Source organism: Halorubrum sp. Hd13, from assembly GCF_002252755.1.
GTDB lineage: Archaea > Halobacteriota > Halobacteria > Halobacteriales > Haloferacaceae > Halorubrum.
The window spans coordinates 1-14,225 of sequence record NZ_NHOY01000110.1 but is presented as its reverse complement, the minus strand read 5'-3'; the positions used below and the strand labels follow the sequence as shown (position 1 = coordinate 14,225).

The 14,225-nt window shown below is 71.1% G+C and carries 19 protein-coding genes; 10 read left to right on the top strand and 9 right to left on the bottom strand.

Going from position 1 to position 14,225, the window contains the following annotated elements; genetic code table 11:
* Nucleotides 1–77: 77 nt before the first annotated feature.
* Nucleotides 78–506, bottom strand: coding sequence for a plastocyanin/azurin family copper-binding protein (locus DJ81_RS15045; protein WP_094525348.1), 429 nt, complete (start codon nt 504–506; stop codon nt 78–80).
* A 111-nt stretch (nt 507–617) separates the two neighbouring features.
* On the bottom strand, nt 618–1,349 hold the full coding sequence (locus DJ81_RS15040; RefSeq protein ID WP_094590392.1) for a helix-turn-helix domain-containing protein: 732 nt from the start codon (nt 1,347–1,349) through the stop codon (nt 618–620).
* Nucleotides 1,350–1,485: 136 nt separating this feature from the next.
* Between DJ81_RS15040 and DJ81_RS15035 the strand changes: the two genes are divergently transcribed.
* The 5 genes from DJ81_RS15035 to DJ81_RS15015 all read left to right on the top strand — a co-directional run bounded on the left by DJ81_RS15035 (nt 1,486) and on the right by DJ81_RS15015 (nt 6,664).
* On the top strand, nt 1,486–3,009 hold the full coding sequence (locus DJ81_RS15035) for an NAD(P)/FAD-dependent oxidoreductase (protein ID WP_094526660.1): 1,524 nt from the start codon (nt 1,486–1,488) through the stop codon (nt 3,007–3,009).
* Between the two features lie 201 nt (nt 3,010–3,210).
* A complete protein-coding gene (locus DJ81_RS15030) occupies nt 3,211–4,008 on the top strand; it encodes a bacteriorhodopsin (RefSeq protein ID WP_094590428.1) in 798 nt (265 codons plus the stop codon).
* A 118-nt stretch (nt 4,009–4,126) separates the two neighbouring features.
* Complete coding sequence (gene pth2 / locus DJ81_RS15025) at nt 4,127–4,465, top strand: peptidyl-tRNA hydrolase Pth2 (protein ID WP_094525351.1); 339 nt, start codon at nt 4,127–4,129, stop codon at nt 4,463–4,465.
* Nucleotides 4,466–5,986: a tRNA pseudouridine(13) synthase TruD gene (gene truD / locus DJ81_RS15020; RefSeq protein WP_094590390.1), complete on the top strand. Its 1,521-nt coding sequence runs from the start codon at nt 4,466–4,468 to the stop codon at nt 5,984–5,986.
* A gap of 123 nt (nt 5,987–6,109) precedes the next feature.
* Nucleotides 6,110–6,664, top strand: coding sequence for a GMP synthase subunit A (locus DJ81_RS15015; RefSeq protein WP_094526658.1), 555 nt, complete (start codon nt 6,110–6,112; stop codon nt 6,662–6,664).
* 25 nt (nt 6,665–6,689) lie between these two features.
* Here the strand turns inward: DJ81_RS15015 and DJ81_RS15010 are convergent, their stop codons facing one another.
* The 7 genes from DJ81_RS15010 to DJ81_RS14980 all read right to left on the bottom strand — a co-directional run bounded on the left by DJ81_RS15010 (nt 6,690) and on the right by DJ81_RS14980 (nt 9,001).
* Entirely contained in the window at nt 6,690–7,115 is a 426-nt protein-coding gene (locus DJ81_RS15010) for a universal stress protein (RefSeq protein WP_094525354.1), read from the bottom strand.
* Between the two features lie 24 nt (nt 7,116–7,139).
* Nucleotides 7,140–7,337, bottom strand: a complete 198-nt coding sequence (locus DJ81_RS15005) for an HVO_0649 family zinc finger protein (protein WP_094525355.1) — start codon at nt 7,335–7,337, stop codon at nt 7,140–7,142.
* Between the two features lie 210 nt (nt 7,338–7,547).
* Entirely contained in the window at nt 7,548–7,790 is a 243-nt protein-coding gene (locus DJ81_RS15000; protein WP_094525356.1) for a DUF3194 domain-containing protein, read from the bottom strand.
* A 7-nt stretch (nt 7,791–7,797) separates the two neighbouring features.
* Nucleotides 7,798–8,184 carry a prefoldin subunit beta gene (locus DJ81_RS14995; protein WP_094525412.1) on the bottom strand — a complete coding sequence of 129 codons (387 nt, stop codon included), beginning with the start codon at nt 8,182–8,184 and terminating at the stop codon, nt 7,798–7,800.
* A gap of 128 nt (nt 8,185–8,312) precedes the next feature.
* Nucleotides 8,313–8,576, bottom strand: coding sequence for a KEOPS complex subunit Pcc1 (locus DJ81_RS14990; protein WP_094525357.1), 264 nt, complete (start codon nt 8,574–8,576; stop codon nt 8,313–8,315).
* A 20-nt stretch (nt 8,577–8,596) separates the two neighbouring features.
* Nucleotides 8,597–8,731 (bottom strand): DNA-directed RNA polymerase subunit P, encoded by a 135-nt coding sequence (locus tag DJ81_RS14985; protein ID WP_004049526.1) that lies wholly within the window; start codon nt 8,729–8,731, stop codon nt 8,597–8,599.
* A 3-nt stretch (nt 8,732–8,734) separates the two neighbouring features.
* Complete coding sequence (locus DJ81_RS14980) at nt 8,735–9,001, bottom strand: 50S ribosomal protein L37ae (RefSeq protein WP_086220860.1); 267 nt, start codon at nt 8,999–9,001, stop codon at nt 8,735–8,737.
* A 482-nt stretch (nt 9,002–9,483) separates the two neighbouring features.
* Between DJ81_RS14980 and DJ81_RS14975 the strand changes: the two genes are divergently transcribed.
* The 5 genes from DJ81_RS14975 (at nt 9,484) to DJ81_RS14955 (ending at nt 13,963) form a co-directional block, all read left to right on the top strand.
* Entirely contained in the window at nt 9,484–10,419 is a 936-nt protein-coding gene (locus DJ81_RS14975; RefSeq protein WP_094590388.1) for a thiazole biosynthesis protein, read from the top strand.
* Between the two features lie 105 nt (nt 10,420–10,524).
* Nucleotides 10,525–11,013 (top strand): metal-dependent hydrolase, encoded by a 489-nt coding sequence (locus tag DJ81_RS14970; RefSeq protein WP_094590386.1) that lies wholly within the window; start codon nt 10,525–10,527, stop codon nt 11,011–11,013.
* Between the two features lie 103 nt (nt 11,014–11,116).
* Complete coding sequence (pyk, locus tag DJ81_RS14965; protein WP_094590384.1) at nt 11,117–12,874, top strand: pyruvate kinase; 1,758 nt, start codon at nt 11,117–11,119, stop codon at nt 12,872–12,874.
* 62 nt (nt 12,875–12,936) lie between these two features.
* The gene (locus DJ81_RS14960; RefSeq protein WP_094525361.1) at nt 12,937–13,182 is read left to right on the top strand and encodes a hypothetical protein; all 246 of its coding nucleotides are present in this window, start codon (nt 12,937–12,939) and stop codon (nt 13,180–13,182) included.
* Between the two features lie 124 nt (nt 13,183–13,306).
* Nucleotides 13,307–13,963 carry an NfeD family protein gene (locus tag DJ81_RS14955; RefSeq protein ID WP_094526656.1) on the top strand — a complete coding sequence of 219 codons (657 nt, stop codon included), beginning with the start codon at nt 13,307–13,309 and terminating at the stop codon, nt 13,961–13,963.
* Nucleotides 13,964–14,225 lie beyond the last annotated feature (262 nt).

Here is a 14,225-nt window from a genome sequence, read left to right as displayed (position 1 = left end):
ACCGCGTCTTGGCGTCGCGGGCGGTAATGGGTTTCGTCGGGGACGAGACCGACGGTCCGCGACGGCTGCGGCGCACGTCACTCCTCCGCGAAGACGGTCGCGTACATCCCCCCGGTCTCGTGCGGGATGCAGACGTAGTCGTAGCGCCCGGCGACCTCGAAGGTGTGCGAGAAGCGGTCGCCGTTCTCCAGTCCGCCGCCGAAGTCGGACGCCCACGCCTCGCGGGCGGTCTCCTCGTCCTCGTAGCCGCCGGAGGCGAAGTACTCCGCCGCGTCGGGGATCGCCGCCTCGTAGGCGGTCACCGTGTGCGCCCGCGAGCTCGTGTTCTCCCAGACGACCGTGTCCCCGACGGACACGGTCAGCTCGGCGGGGCGGTACCCGGACGCGACCATCCCGACGTCGTAGTCCGGCTCGCCGCCGACGCCGGCGCAGCCGGCGAGGGACGCGGTCGCCCCGGTGCCGACGCCGGCCGCCCCGATCCGCCGGAGGAACCGTCTGCGATGCATACCCGTCCTCGGGGTTTCAGTCGTTTCAATATCGCGGTTCGCCCCACCGCGTGGGAACCGTCGCGGGCCTCGGGAAGCGGCGGACCGCTCCGTCCGACGGCTCGGCTCCCGTCACGGGTCCACGAGCTCGTCGAACACCCGCCGCTGCGCGGCCGCGAGGTGCTCGGCGAACGTCGACCGGGCGATCCCCACGGCCGCCGCGACCGCCTCCGCGTCGGCCTCGCGCGGGTACTCGAAGTACCCGAGCCGGTGGGCGGTCCGGACGACCTCGCGCTGTCGGTCGGTGAGCCGGTCCCGATCGACGACGACCGGGTCGCAGTCGCCCGACGCGCCGGACCGGGTGAGCCGTTCGAGCGTGACCGACGCCCCCGTGGCCTCGACGGTCTCGACGATGTCGCCGATCGGGTCGCCGGTGGGCAACGAGAGCGTGAGCAGGATCCGGTCGGGGCCCGTCCGGACCGTGACGTCGGAGACCGGGTGGCCGAGCGACTCGATCGACCGGCAGGGGTACGGCTCCGTCGGAGGGCTCCGGATCCGGTAGACGTACTCGCCGTCGGCCGCGAACACGGGATCCGCGTCGATCGGCCGCTCTGTGCGGAACTCCGAGACGACGGCGTCGTCGAGGCGGACGCGTTCCACGCCGGTGGCGACCGTCCCGTCGGGGAGCGCCTCGGCGACCGGCGCGTGCGGCGGGTCCCGGACGGCGAGGCGAGCGCGGACGCCCCGCGACCCGCCGGCGGGCTCGTCGGGTATCGGGCTGTCGCGGTCGTCGTCGGGGGGATCGTCGGCGTGGGGGTCGGTCGAACCGTCGGCGGACGACGAGCGACGTGACCCCCGCGACATGTTCGAATTAAGCCGACGGACCGGTAAAAGAACGGTCCCGAACGAGTACGTCCGTCGACCGAGCCGCGCGTGGAATTTATAAAACCCCGTCGTGGGACGGACACGACTCTCCCGGCCGGAAACCGTTCTATCGACGATGACAGCGCGCGGGCTCGACGGGGTCTCGATCGGTATCGTGGGCGGCGGCGTCGGCGGGCTCTCGGCGGCCGCGCACCTCGCCGACGCCGGGGCCGAGGTGACGCTCTACGAGCGCCGCGAGCGCGTGGGCGGGGTGGCCGGCCGGCTGGAACGCGACGGGTTCCGGTTCGACACCGGTCCCTCGTGGTACCTCATGCCGGACGTGTTCGAACGCTTCTTCGAGCGATTCGGCCGCGATCCGGAGGACTTCTACGAGCTGGAGCGGCTCGACCCGCACTACCGCGTGTTCTGGGACGACGGGGACCGGGTCGACGTCCCCGCGGACCCGGACGCGGCCGCGGCGCTGTTCGACTCGTACGAGGCCGGCGCGGGCGACGCGTTTCGCCGGTACCTCGACGACGCCGAGACGGCCTACGAGGTCGGGATGGACAGCTTCGTGCGGCCGGGGCGGTCGCGGTTCCGCGACTACCTCTCGACCGACGTCCTCGCCGGCGGCCGCAAGCTCAACCTGTTCGACACGCTCGACGAACACGTCGCGTCGTACGTCGAGCACCCGAAGCTCCGCCAGCTGCTCCAGTACACCCTCGTCTTCCTCGGCGGGTCGCCGTACAACACCCCCGCCCTGTACCAGCTGATGAGCCACGTGGACTTCGGGCACGGCGTCTACTACCCGCTCGGCGGGATGTACGAGGTGATCGAGGCGATCGAGGCGGTCGCGACGGCGCAGGGCGCGGACGTCCACACGGGGGTCGGCGTCACCGGAATCGAGCCGGGGCCCGACGAGGTCGCCGTCGAGCTGGGCGGCGACCGCTACGTCCACGACCGGGTCGTCTGTAACGCGCCGCCCGAGCACGTCGAGCGCGAGCTGCTCCCCGAGGGCGCGGTGCCCCGTTTCGGCGACTACTGGGACCGGCGGACGTACGGCCCGAGCGCCTTCCTGCTCTACCTCGGCGTGGAGGGGTCCCTCGACTCGCTGGCGCACCACACGCTGGCGCTGCCGACCGACTGGAAGCCCCACTTCGACGCCATCTTCGAGTCGCCCGCGTGGCCCGAGAACCCGACGATATACGTGAACGTGCCCTCGCGCACCGACCCGTCGGTCGCGCCGGAGGGCCACGAGACGGTCGTGACGCTCGTCCCGATCGCGCCAGGCTTGGACGACGGCCCCGACCGCCGGGCCGCGTTCCGCGAGCGCGTCCTCGACGCGGTCGCGTCGTACACCGGGACCGACCTCCGCGACCGGATCGTCGTCGAGGAGTCGGCGTCCGTCTCCGACTTCGCCGACCGGTTCGACCGACCGGGCGGGAGCGCGCTCGGGCTCGCGCACACGATGAGACAGACGGGACCGCTCCGCCCCGGCCCGCGGGTCCGGGGGGTCGACCGGCTCTACTACGTCGGCGGGAGCAGCAACCCCGGGATCGGCGTCCCGATGTGCCTGCTGAGCGGGGAGCACTGCGCCGACGCGGTCGCGGCGGACGTCGCCGGCGGTCCTTTCGACCGGATTCCGCTGATCGGGCGATGAACGGGAGACTTTGGATCGACCGTTCATTATCGGGCCGCAGAAGCTGAGGTTTTCGAACTATTCCGGCCGAGACCGGAATCCGTTGAGAAACCCTTACCTGTCAGGTTGGTCCATTTAATTGTCCCGCGACGTAAGGAGGTACGTCGCATGATCGAAACAGCAGCGGCCGACCTACTCGCGCAGGGAATCGTCCCGCTCGAAATGACTCAAACCGACGTGTTCCAAGCGATTCAGAGCGATCAGCTCCTGAGCGCGTCGCTCTGGATAAACATCGCCCTCGCGGGCCTGTCCATCCTCCTGTTCGTGTACATGGGCCGGAACGTGGAGGACCCCCGCGCTCAGCTGATCTTCGTCGCCACGCTGATGGTACCGCTGGTGTCGATATCGAGCTACACCGGACTCGTCTCCGGACTCACGGTCAGCTTCCTCGAGATGCCGGCCGGACACGCGCTGGCCGGTCAGGAGGTGCTCACTCCGTGGGGCCGGTATCTCACGTGGGCGCTGTCGACGCCGATGATCCTCATCGCGCTCGGCCTGCTCGCCGGCTCGAACATGACGAAGCTGTTCACGGCCGTCGTGGCCGACATCGGGATGTGCGTCACCGGTCTCGCGGCCGCGCTGACCACGTCCTCATACATGCTACGCTGGGTCTGGTACGTCATCAGCTGCGCCTTCTTCGCCGTCGTCCTCTACATCCTGCTCGCCGAGTGGGCACGGGACGCCGAGGTCGCCGGCACCGCCGAGATCTTCAACACGCTGAAGGTGCTCACCGTGGTCCTGTGGCTCGGCTACCCGATCTTCTGGGCGCTCGGCGCCGAGGGGCTCGCGGTGCTCGACGTCGCGATCACCTCGTGGGCGTACAGCGGGATGGACATCATCGCGAAGTACCTCTTCGCGTTCCTCCTCCTGCGGTGGGTCGTCGACAACGAGAGCGCGGTCGCCAAGATGGCCTCGGGCCTCGGCTCCGCCTCCGGCGGCGCCTCGCCCGCCGACGACTGAGGCCGGCCGACCGCCTCGCGGTTCCACTCTTCTTTTTTGCCATCGCTCCGTCCAGCCGGTCGGCCGCCGGTCCGGCCGAGAGCAAAGCGCTAAACCCGCGGCGGCGGTGGAACGGGACATGAAGCAGGCCATCGTCGCCCGCACGGACATCGGCATGGGCGAGGGGAAGCTCGCCGCGCAGGTCGCGCACGCGTCGCTGTCGGCGTACCAGGACGCGGGGCGCCGCGCCCGCAAGAAGTGGCAGGGCGACGGACAGAAGAAGGTCGTGCTGAAGGGCGACTCCGAGAGCCAGCTGTTCGCGCTGGCCGACAAGGCGGAGACGGAGGGGATCCCGTACGCCATCGTCCGAGACGCGGGCCACACCCAACTGGAGCCGGGGACCGTCACCGCGCTCGCCGTCGGGCCCGCCCGCGACGACACCGTCGACCGCGTGACCGGCGACCTCTCGCTGTACTAGATGGCCTCCGAACGCGACCTCCGCGAGGCGCACCCGACCGAGCGCGCGGTCGGCATGGACTACTACGTCAGTGACGCCGACGGGATCGGCGGCCGGCTCCGGGAGTCTCCCGAGGACTTCCGCGTCCGCGAACTGGAGGCGTTCGAGCCGGAGCCGCTCGGCGCAGACCGCGGGAGCTACCCCGAACTTGTCGTCCGCGTCACGCTGCGCGACTGGGACACGAACGACTTCGCGCGCCGGATCTCCGACGCGCTCGGGATCAGCCGCGAGCGCGTCTCGTGGGCCGGCACGAAGGACAAGCGCGCGGTCACGACGCAGCTGTTCACGCTCCGCGAGGTCGACCCCGACGACCTCCCCGCGATCCGCGGCGCCGAGATCGAGGCGCTCGGTCGGGCCGGCCGGCGGCTCTCCTTCGGCGATCTGGCCGGCAACGCCTTCGAGATCCGGGTCGCCGACGCGGTGGGGGAGGCGCCCGGCCGCGTCGCCGACGCGGTGCGCGACCTCCGTGGGTTCGCGGGCGACGAGAGCGACTCGGCCGACGCCGCGAGCGCCGACGCCGACCTCGCGAGCGGCGCGACCGTCGGCGTCCCGAACTACTTCGGCCAACAGCGGTTCGGAAGCCGGCGGCCCGTCACCCACGTCGTGGGGCTCGCGATCGCCCGGAACGACCCGCGCGAGGCGGTCCGGCTGTACGCGGGTAACCCCGCCGAGACGGAGCCTGACGACACGCGGGCCGCGCGCGACCGCGTCGACGCGGCGTTCGGCGTGAACCCCGAGGTCGCCGGGGAGGGTATCGCGGGCGGGGCGGCCGCCGCCGACGTCGCCGACGCCGAGCGCTCCGCCGCCGACGGTACCGGCGACGGCGACTGGGGCGCCTGCCTCGACGCGATCCCGGGCAAGCTCCGGTTCGAGCGCTCGATGGTCCACCGGCTCGCCGACCGCGGCGTCGCCCCCGACGCGCCGCCAGACGACGAGGACTGGTGGCACGCGCTGGAGGCGGTGCCGTCGAACCTCCAGCGCCTGTTCGTCAACGCGGCCCAGTCGTTCCTCTTCAACCGGATCGCGAGCGAGCGGCTCCGGCGCGGCCTCCCGTTCGATCGCCCCGTCGCCGGCGACGTGGTCTGCTTCGCCGACGGCGACGCCCCCGACGAGCTGTACGCCCCCGATACAGACCGACTCCAGCGGGTCGACGCCGACCGCGTGTCGGTCGTCTCCCGGCACTGCGAGCGCGGCCGGGCGTTCGTGACGGCTCCGCTCGTCGGGACCGAGACCGAACTCGGCGACGGCGAGCCCGGCGAGATCGAGCGCGAGGTCCTCGCCGACGCCGGGATCGAGCCCGGCGACTTCGCGCTCCCCGGCGAGTTCGACTCCGCGGGCACGCGCCGGGCGCTCCTCCTGCGCACCGACCTCGACGTGGCGTTCTCGGACGGAGACCCCCGGTTCGCGTTCGCGCTCCCGAGCGGATCGTACGCGACCGTGCTGCTCCGGGAGTTCACGAAGAGCGGGCCGCTCGACCTCTGAGCGGGGTGCGGACCCTCGACCGATCCTCGTTCGTGCATTACCGAGGCGTCGAGAGCGTCGAAAACACCACGATACTGCGGCCCGTTCCGAGCCGTTTTTGTGCGGGAGCCGTCAATCGGGGCCATGACCCGGATCGTCGTCATCGACCTCCACGGCCAGTTCACGCACCTCGAGCGGCGGGCGCTCCGCGACATCGGCGTCGACACCGAGATTGTCTCGGCCGAGGAGCCGGCCGACGAGGTGGAGGCGGACGGGGTCGTCCTCTCCGGCGGCCCCGACATGGACCGCGTCGGCAACGCGCCGGACTACCTCGATCTGGACGTCCCTGTCTTCGGTATCTGCCTCGGGATGCAGCTGATCGCGGCCGAGCTCGACGGCGAGGTCGGCGGCGGCGACTACGGCGGCTACGCCGACGTCGACGTGGAGATCGTCGACGACGAGGACCCGCTCGTCGGGTCGCTCTCGCCCGACACCCGCGTGTGGGCCTCGCACGCCGACGAAGTGAAGTCGCTCCCGGAGGGGTTCGCCCGGACCGCCACCTCCGACGTCTGCGGCATCGAGGCGATGTCGAACCCGGAGGCCGACCTGTACGGCGTCCAGTGGCACCCGGAGGTCGCCCACACCGAGCGCGGCGACGAGGTGTTCGAGAACTTCGTTTCGATCTGCGAGTCGGCGTAGACGCTCCCCCCGTTTTCGGCCCCGCTCACTCTTCCACCCGCGCGGTCAGTACCGGCGCCTCGCTGTGTCGCACGACCCGCTCGGCGACCGACCCGGCCGCGATGAACCGGCCGACCCCGGTCCGACCGTGCGTCCCCATCACGATCAGGTCGGCCCCGTAGTCGTCCGCGGCGTCGAGGATCGCCTCGTGCGGCCGGCCGCGCCGGAGGTGCCTCTCGACCGGAACGCCGCGCTCCGCGCCGGCCGCGGCGACGGCGTCGAGCGCGCGCTCGCCGCGCTCCTCCTCGCGCTCGACGACCACGTCCCAGCGGTCGGCGCCGGCGATCGTCTCGTCGACCACGAACAGCGCGTGGATCCGCGCGCCGGCCAACTCGGCGATGCTGCCCGCGTGTTCGACGGCGTCATCGCTCCCGGGACTCCCGTCGGTCGCACAGAGGATCTCGTCGTACATCGCGGCCGAGTCTTCCCCCGCGGCTCAGAGTCGGTACCGGTGGACGTGTTCGGTCCCGCAGCTCGGGCACTCACGTCGGTACTCGACGGTCCCGCCGGTGGTGACCGCCTCCCACTCGCCCTCGTCGTCGACGAACCCGCACTCCTCGCAGGCGAGGGCGCTTCCGTCGAGCCGAGCACGGAGCCGATCGAACGCCGACGTGCCGCCGTAGCTCGATGACATGCGGTAACAGTTCACAATACTTCGATTAATAGCTGTCGGTGAGGGTCCCGTGGGGACCGCGCCGCTCCCGTGCGTCGCTCTCGGACCCGTGACGCGCGTCGAGGCCGCGACGGTCGGACCCGTCGTCGGGATAGTCGGACCCGTCGTCAGCGTAGTCGGACCCGTCGCCAGGTTCGTCGGACTCGTCGAAAAGCGGGAGGAAACGACCGCTTACTCCGCGAACAGCTCATCGACCGCCTCGCCGGCGGTCTCGGCCGCCTCGCGGGCGACCGCGTCGGGGTCGGGGTCCTCCGGGGCGTTCAGGTAGACGTCGACGTCGAGCACGCCCTCCTCGAACGTCACCGTGACGTCGAGGTCGGTCACCGCCGACTGGTCGTAGTGGGCGAAAATGACGCCCTCCGCGGCCTCGGCCGCGGTGCGGACCACTTCGTCGTCCGACGGCTCGTCGCTCATCGAACGCTTACGCGCCGCCCGCGCCCGGACCGCCCGGGCCCATCGGACCGCCGCCGCCGGCGCCGCCCTGAAGCATCTGCTGGAGCTCGCCCTGCAGGTCGTCGAACTGCTCCTCGACGCGCTCCTCCTGCTTCTGGAGCTGCTCGACGCGGACCTCGAGCGAGTCGACCTTGTTCTCGAGGTCGTCGTAGGCGGACTCGTAGTCCGTCTCGACGAGGACCTCGCCGATCTCGCGGTACATTCCGGCGTCCTCGTCGACGTCTTCGAGGGCGTCGAGCGCCGTCTTCGACTCGTTGAGCGCGGTCTGCGCCTGCTCCCTCTGCTCGGCGACCTGCTGTGCGGTCTCCTGCAGTTCCTGAAGCTCCTCGATCTTCTCCTGTGCCTCGGGCGGCATGTTCCCTTGCATAGGCGAAGCGAGGCGGTCCGGACGGAAAAACCCACGTCTTCGTCCCCATCGGCCGTACCGCCGGAGAGGGACCGTGAGCGGGCGGACAGCGGGGGATCTCCGAATCGGGTCGGCGGTTACCCGCGACCGGACGCGGCCTCGACCCGCTCCGCGACCTCGACGAGTCGGGACCAGCTGTTGATCCCGGCGCGGAGGGCGACGAGGTCGTCCGCGGCGACCCGGACCCGAACCGCGTCGCCGTCGCGGGAGACGGTCGCGGCCGAGCGCGCGTCGTCGATCTCGCCGACCTCGGGGGCGAGCGCGTCGGCGACGAGCCGTGCGCGCCGCTCGGAGGGGTAGGCGAACGAGAGGACCGCCTCGTGTGCGCGGGACGCCGTCACGGTCGGATCGGCCCGGACGGTTACTCGACGTTCACTTCCTTCACGTCGCCGCCGCGCTCCTTCAGGAGGACGCGGTGGCCGCAGTACGGGCAGCGCACGCCGCCGTACTCGTCGAGGGTGACGTCTCGCTTACAGCGGGAGCACTTGTAGCTCATTACCTATTCCTCGTCGGCGAGCGCGGCGCGGATGGAGCGGCGGACGGTGCGGCCGCCGGGCGTCTCGGGGCGGTACGCGCCGCCCGTGAACGTCTCGCCGGTCTCCTCGTTCACCCAGATGCCGGTGCCCTTGCGCGTGACGTCGTCGCCGTCGACGGTCGCGTTGCGCATCTCCTCTTCGATGTCCTGGACCCGCTTGCGGGAGACCCGGCCGTAGCGAGCGCCGAATCGGCCCGCACTACCGGTGCTTCGTGCCTTGTCCTCAGCCATAGTGAGTCCGTCTACCGCCAGCGCGGGTAAAAAGGCTACGAGTCGGGGGCGCCGCGGGGGACGGGCCGACCGAGCCAGAGATGCGGAGATATCGACGCTTCGACCCCGCTGCGGGCGCTCGATTCGCGAGTCTGACATCGGTGGTCAACTGAGACACTGAAGCGGCGGCGCGCCGCCGAGCGGTCGCCATCGGCGACCGCGAGGGGTCCGCGAGGGACGCGGTGAGCGCTCGGAGAGCGCGAACCGCGAGGCTGGGGAGGCGTGAGGCGTATCACGGTGCGGTCGGACGGGACTCAAAGGGGCTTTGGAGGCGTTCGGTTTCGATCCGTTGTCGACCACGTCTAGCCGAGTGGCCGGGGCTTCGGAGGCGTTCGCTGCCGTTCCAGCGGTTACTGTTTATAAGCAATCGACCGTATCGCCGGGTCCGTACTCCGCGTATCGACCGCAACGCCTTTCACAACTAAGTAATATCACTAAGTTGTATGCAAGGATTCGACGGCTTCAGCGACGTGAGCGAGACCGACGTGACGAAGGCGATCGGCAACGAGTGGACCGACGGCTTCCTCGAGTTCACCGACTCCGAGGTCATCGTCCTCGGCGGCGGTCCGTCCGGATTGATGGCGGCCAAGGAGCTGGCCGAGCGCGGCGTGAAGGTCATGATCGTCGAGAAGAACAACTACCTCGGCGGCGGCTTCTGGCTCGGCGGGTTCTTGATGAACACCGTCACCGTCCGGGACCCCGCCCAAGAGATCCTCGATGACCTCGACGTCGACTACGAGCCGGTCGAGGACGTCGACGGCCTCTACACGGCGGCCGGCCCCGAGGCCTGTTCCGGGCTGATCAAGGCCGCCTGCGACGCCGGCGCGCGCGTCCAGAACATGACGGAGTTCACCGACCTCGTCGTCCGCGAGGACCACCGCGTCGGCGGGATCGTGATGAACTGGACGCCCGTCCACGCGCTCCCGCGCGAGATAACCTGCGTCGACCCCATCGCGGTCGAGTCCGACCTCGTGATCGACGCGACCGGCCACGACGCGGTCGCGATCAGCAAGCTCGACGAGCGCGGCGTCCTCTCGGCGCCCGGCATCGAGCACGCGAAGGAGCACAACACCGGGATGGACCAGACCGGCGACGGCGAGTACGGCGCCCCCGGCCACGACTCGCCCGGCCACGACTCCATGTGGGTCGGCGAGAGCGAGGACCGAGTCGTCGAGCACACCGGCGTCGTCCACGACGGGCTGATCGCGTCCGGCATGGCGGTCGCGACCGCTCACGGCCTCCCCCGGATGGGCCCGACGTTCGGCGCGATGCTCGTCTCCGGGAAGCGCGCCGCGCAGTCCGCGCTCGACGAACTCGGCGTCGACGGCCCCGACGTCCGTCTCTCCGCGGGCGACGCGCCCGCGCCGGCCGACGACTGAGGCGCGGTCCGAGACGCGAACACCTCCCCCCGCCAACGCTCAGCGCCCCGCTGACGACGCTCCTCCCCCGACGGATTTATTGTCGGTATCCGCAGAGCGACACCCATGTACTGGCGGGGCCACGTCGGCATCGCGCTGCTCGCGTACGCGCCGGTCGCGGGGGCGGTCCGGGTCGCCGGCGAGCCCGGACTGGCGGTCCTCGGCGCGGCGGTCGCCGTCGCGTGCTCGACGCTCCCCGACCTCGACCACCGACTGCCGGTCGCGCACCGCGGCCCGACGCACACGGTCGCGTTCGCCGTCGCCGCGGGGGCGTTCGCGGCGCTCGCGGCCGGGATCGCCCTCCCTGCGGGCGCGCCGACCGGGGTCGCCCTCCCGCCGTGGACCCCGGCCTTCGTCGGCGGCGTCGCGACCCTCTCGCTCTGTTCGCACGTCGCCGGCGACGCGATCACGCCGATGGGGATCCGGCCGTTTCGCCCCCTCTCGGCGTGGCACGTCACGCTCGACCTGACGCCGGCGGCGAACCCGCGAGCGAACCGGCTGTTCCTCGGGGTCGGCGCCGCCGCCCTCGCGCTGTCGGTCGGACTCACTCCCTGACCGAACGCGTGACCGCGTCCGACGCCCGGCGAACGTCACGAACGTTCACTCGCTCCCGACTCAACCGTGTGCCTTTTTGCGGGCGTGCGCCGAACCCGGCGGTATGCGCAACGCAAAGATCGTCTGTACGATCGGTCCCGCGTCGGACGACCGGGACGCGATCCGCGCCCTCGCCGACGCGGGGATGTCCGTCGTCCGGCTGAACGCCAGCCACGGGACGACGGCCCACCGCGAGAAGGTCATCGAGCGGGCCCGCGCGGTCGACGACGCGATCGATGACCCGCTCGCGGTGATGGTCGACCTGAAGGGTCCGGAGGTCCGCACCGCGGAGCTCGACGAGCCGATCCGGCTCGCGACGGGCTCCGAGGTGACGTTCGCGGAGGGCGACGGCGCCACTCCCGAGCGCGTGGGGCTCACGCACTCCATCGCGGCCGCCGGCCCGAGCGACACGGTCCTCCTCGACGACGGCCGGATCGAGTGCCGCGTCGAGCGGGTCGACGGCGACGCCGTCGTCGCCACCGTCGTCTCCGGCGGGGAGCTCAGTTCGCGGAAGGGCGTCAACCTCCCCGGCGTCGCCATCGACGTCGACCTGATCACGCCCGAGGACGAAGACGAGCTCGACCTGGCCGTCCGGACGAACGCCGACTTCGTCGCGGCCTCCTTCGTGCGGAACGCCGCCGACGTCTACGAGATCGCCGACGAGCTCGAGGAGCGCGGCGGCGACGACATCCCGGTCGTCGCGAAGATCGAGCGGGCCGGCGCGGTCGAGAACCTCGACGGCATCGTCGACGCCGCGGACGGCGTGATGGTCGCGCGCGGCGACCTCGGCGTGGAGTGCCCGCTGGAGGACGTCCCCGTCATTCAAAAGCGGATCATCCGGAAGTGCGTCAACGCGGGCGTCCCCGTCATCACCGCGACGGAGATGCTCGACTCGATGGTCCACTCGCGCCGGCCGACCCGCGCGGAGGCCTCGGACGTCGCCAACGCGGTCCTCGACGGCACCGACGCGGTGATGCTCTCGGGCGAGACCGCCATCGGCGACGACCCCGTCAACGTCGTGGAGACGATGGACCGCATCGTCCGCGAGGTCGAGTCCAGCGACGAGTACGCCGAGACGCGCGAGCAGCGCGTCCCGGCCGCCGCGGAGGGCTCGCGAACCGAGGCGCTGGCGCGCTCGGCCCGCTACCTCGCCCGCGACATCGGCGCGTCCACCGTCGTCGCGGTGTCGGAGTCCGGCTTCACGGCCCGTAAGACCGCGATGTTCCGGCCGGGCGTCCCCGTGGTCGCGACGACCCCGAACGACCGGGTCCGGCGACAGCTCGCGCTCTCGTGGGGGGTCAGACCCGTCCTGACCGGGTACGCCAGCGACATGGAGGCGATCCTCGACAACGCGGTCGACGCCGCGCTCGACACCGGCGGCGCCTCGTCCGGGGACACGCTCGTGGTGCTCTCCGGGATGCTGACCGAGTTCGAGGGGACGAACACGACGAACACGCTGAAGGTCCACGTCGCGGCCGAGACGCTGGTGACCGGGAAGGCGGCGGTCGCGGGCCGCGTCGCCGCGCCCGTCCACCGGACCGACGACGGCGACCTGAGCGAGGTTCCCGCGGGCTCCATCGTCGCGCTCGGCCCCGGCTTCGAGGGCGAGTTCTCGGGTGACCTCGACGCGCTCGTCGGGATCATCGACGCCCGCGAGGGGATGACCGGCTACCCCGCCGTCGTCGCCCGCGAGCTCGGCGTCCCGATGGTCGCCGGCGCGACGCTCCCCGAGAGCGTCGCCGACGGGAGCGTGGTCACGCTCGACGGCGAGCGCGGCGTCATCTACGACGGCGACGTGATCGCGGCGGCGCGCAATCGATAGCCGGCCTCCCTCGCCGACCCGTACCCGCCAGCCATTTATCACCGACGCGCCTATCACCGGGTATGTCCAGCGACGAGGACGCCGACGGCGACACGCGGAGCCGGGCGAACGAGGCCCGGGACACCGACGGCGCCGGCGAGCGCCAGTGGCGGTTCGCCGTCGACGACGTCGGCCCGGACGGCGTCACGGAGGACACCGGCACTCCCGAAGAGGAGCCGATCGAACCCGGACCCATCGACGTCGAGAACGCCGTGTTCGTCGCGCTCGGGGTCGCGATCACGGTCGGCGTGCTGGTGTTCGGGTTCTGAGGCACCTCGTCGACGGCGCGCGTCTTCCCCGGTTCTCAGCCGACGGCGCGCGTTCCCGCGTTTTCGCCGCTGACGGCCCGGCCCTCGTACTACCACTTATACCGCCGCGGCCGTACGTCCGGACATGGATCTGATCACGGGCGCCGGATCGCTCCTCCAGTCCGGACTGATCGGGCCGGACACGCTCCCCCTCCTGCTGTTGACGGCCGGCCTGCTGCTCTCTATGGCGGAGGCGCTCGCGCCGGGCGCGAACTTCATCGTCGTCGGTATCGCGCTGATCGGCGCGGGGCTCGGCGGGCTCCTGCTGACGTCGCTCGGTATCGCGGGCGCGGGCCTCACGCTCGTCATGGCGCTGCTGACGCTCCTCTTCGGCGCGGCCGCCTTCTACGGCTACCACGAGTTCGACCTGTACGGCGGGAAGGGCCAGCAACAGACCAGCGACAGCGACTCGCTGAAAGGGAAGACCGGCACCGTCACCGAGGCCGTGACGACCTCCGGCGGCGAGGTGAAGCTCTCCGGCGGCGGCTTCAACCCTTACTACTCCGCGCGCTCGATCGAGGGCACGATCGAGGAGGGCGAGGAGGTGATGGTCGTCGATCCCGGCGGCGGCAACGTCGTCACCGTCGAGTCGATGGGATACGTCGAGGACGACATCGACAAAGAGCTCGCGGCGGACCGCGCCCGGAAGGAGGCCGCCGAGGCCGCGGGCGGGGACGACTTGGAAGCGGAGACCGACGGGGAACGCGAGGCCGACGCCGAGACCGAGACCGAACGCGAGTGATCCCCCCGGGGCCGCTCGGGACTCGGGTGGACAAGACACTTGTCCGGCCTCGCGGATACCCCGGTTATACAGACTGGAAGGCGAATACACCCGCCTTTAGGCGGGTGATGAAGCCGACATGGTGGGAAGCAATCCACTGGCCGAACGTCTGTACCGAGTTTCATATACCGAGGTTTAACTGACAGGCCGCTCTATACGTAGTTAGGAATCGGTCGGAACGGAGCGGATTCCGAACCGTCCTTCAGAGGCGGCCTGTCCGCCC

Bases quoted from the DNA above. Each gene is read 5' to 3' on its own strand.
- DJ81_RS15045 (WP_094525348.1), bottom strand. From the start codon at position 506: ATGCATCGCAGACGGTTCCTCCGGCGGATCGGGGCGGCCGGCGTCGGC.
- DJ81_RS14985 (WP_004049526.1), bottom strand. From the start codon at position 8,731: ATGAGCTACAAGTGCTCCCGCTGTAAGCGAGACGTCACCCTCGACGAG.
- DJ81_RS14960 (WP_094525361.1), top strand. From the start codon at position 12,937: ATGTCCAGCGACGAGGACGCCGACGGCGACACGCGGAGCCGGGCGAAC.
- truD (WP_094590390.1), top strand. From the start codon at position 4,466: ATGGCCTCCGAACGCGACCTCCGCGAGGCGCACCCGACCGAGCGCGCG.
- DJ81_RS15005 (WP_094525355.1), bottom strand. From the start codon at position 7,337: ATGTCATCGAGCTACGGCGGCACGTCGGCGTTCGATCGGCTCCGTGCT.
- DJ81_RS15010 (WP_094525354.1), bottom strand. From the start codon at position 7,115: ATGTACGACGAGATCCTCTGTGCGACCGACGGGAGTCCCGGGAGCGAT.
- DJ81_RS14995 (WP_094525412.1), bottom strand. From the start codon at position 8,184: ATGCCGCCCGAGGCACAGGAGAAGATCGAGGAGCTTCAGGAACTGCAG.
- DJ81_RS14955 (WP_094526656.1), top strand. From the start codon at position 13,307: ATGGATCTGATCACGGGCGCCGGATCGCTCCTCCAGTCCGGACTGATC.
- DJ81_RS15015 (WP_094526658.1), top strand. From the start codon at position 6,110: ATGACCCGGATCGTCGTCATCGACCTCCACGGCCAGTTCACGCACCTC.
- DJ81_RS15030 (WP_094590428.1), top strand. From the start codon at position 3,211: ATGACTCAAACCGACGTGTTCCAAGCGATTCAGAGCGATCAGCTCCTG.
- DJ81_RS15040 (WP_094590392.1), bottom strand. From the start codon at position 1,349: ATGTCGCGGGGGTCACGTCGCTCGTCGTCCGCCGACGGTTCGACCGAC.
- DJ81_RS14975 (WP_094590388.1), top strand. From the start codon at position 9,484: ATGCAAGGATTCGACGGCTTCAGCGACGTGAGCGAGACCGACGTGACG.
- pyk (WP_094590384.1), top strand. From the start codon at position 11,117: ATGCGCAACGCAAAGATCGTCTGTACGATCGGTCCCGCGTCGGACGAC.
- DJ81_RS14970 (WP_094590386.1), top strand. From the start codon at position 10,525: ATGTACTGGCGGGGCCACGTCGGCATCGCGCTGCTCGCGTACGCGCCG.
- DJ81_RS15000 (WP_094525356.1), bottom strand. From the start codon at position 7,790: ATGAGCGACGAGCCGTCGGACGACGAAGTGGTCCGCACCGCGGCCGAG.
- DJ81_RS14980 (WP_086220860.1), bottom strand. From the start codon at position 9,001: ATGGCTGAGGACAAGGCACGAAGCACCGGTAGTGCGGGCCGATTCGGC.
- pth2 (WP_094525351.1), top strand. From the start codon at position 4,127: ATGAAGCAGGCCATCGTCGCCCGCACGGACATCGGCATGGGCGAGGGG.
- DJ81_RS15035 (WP_094526660.1), top strand. From the start codon at position 1,486: ATGACAGCGCGCGGGCTCGACGGGGTCTCGATCGGTATCGTGGGCGGC.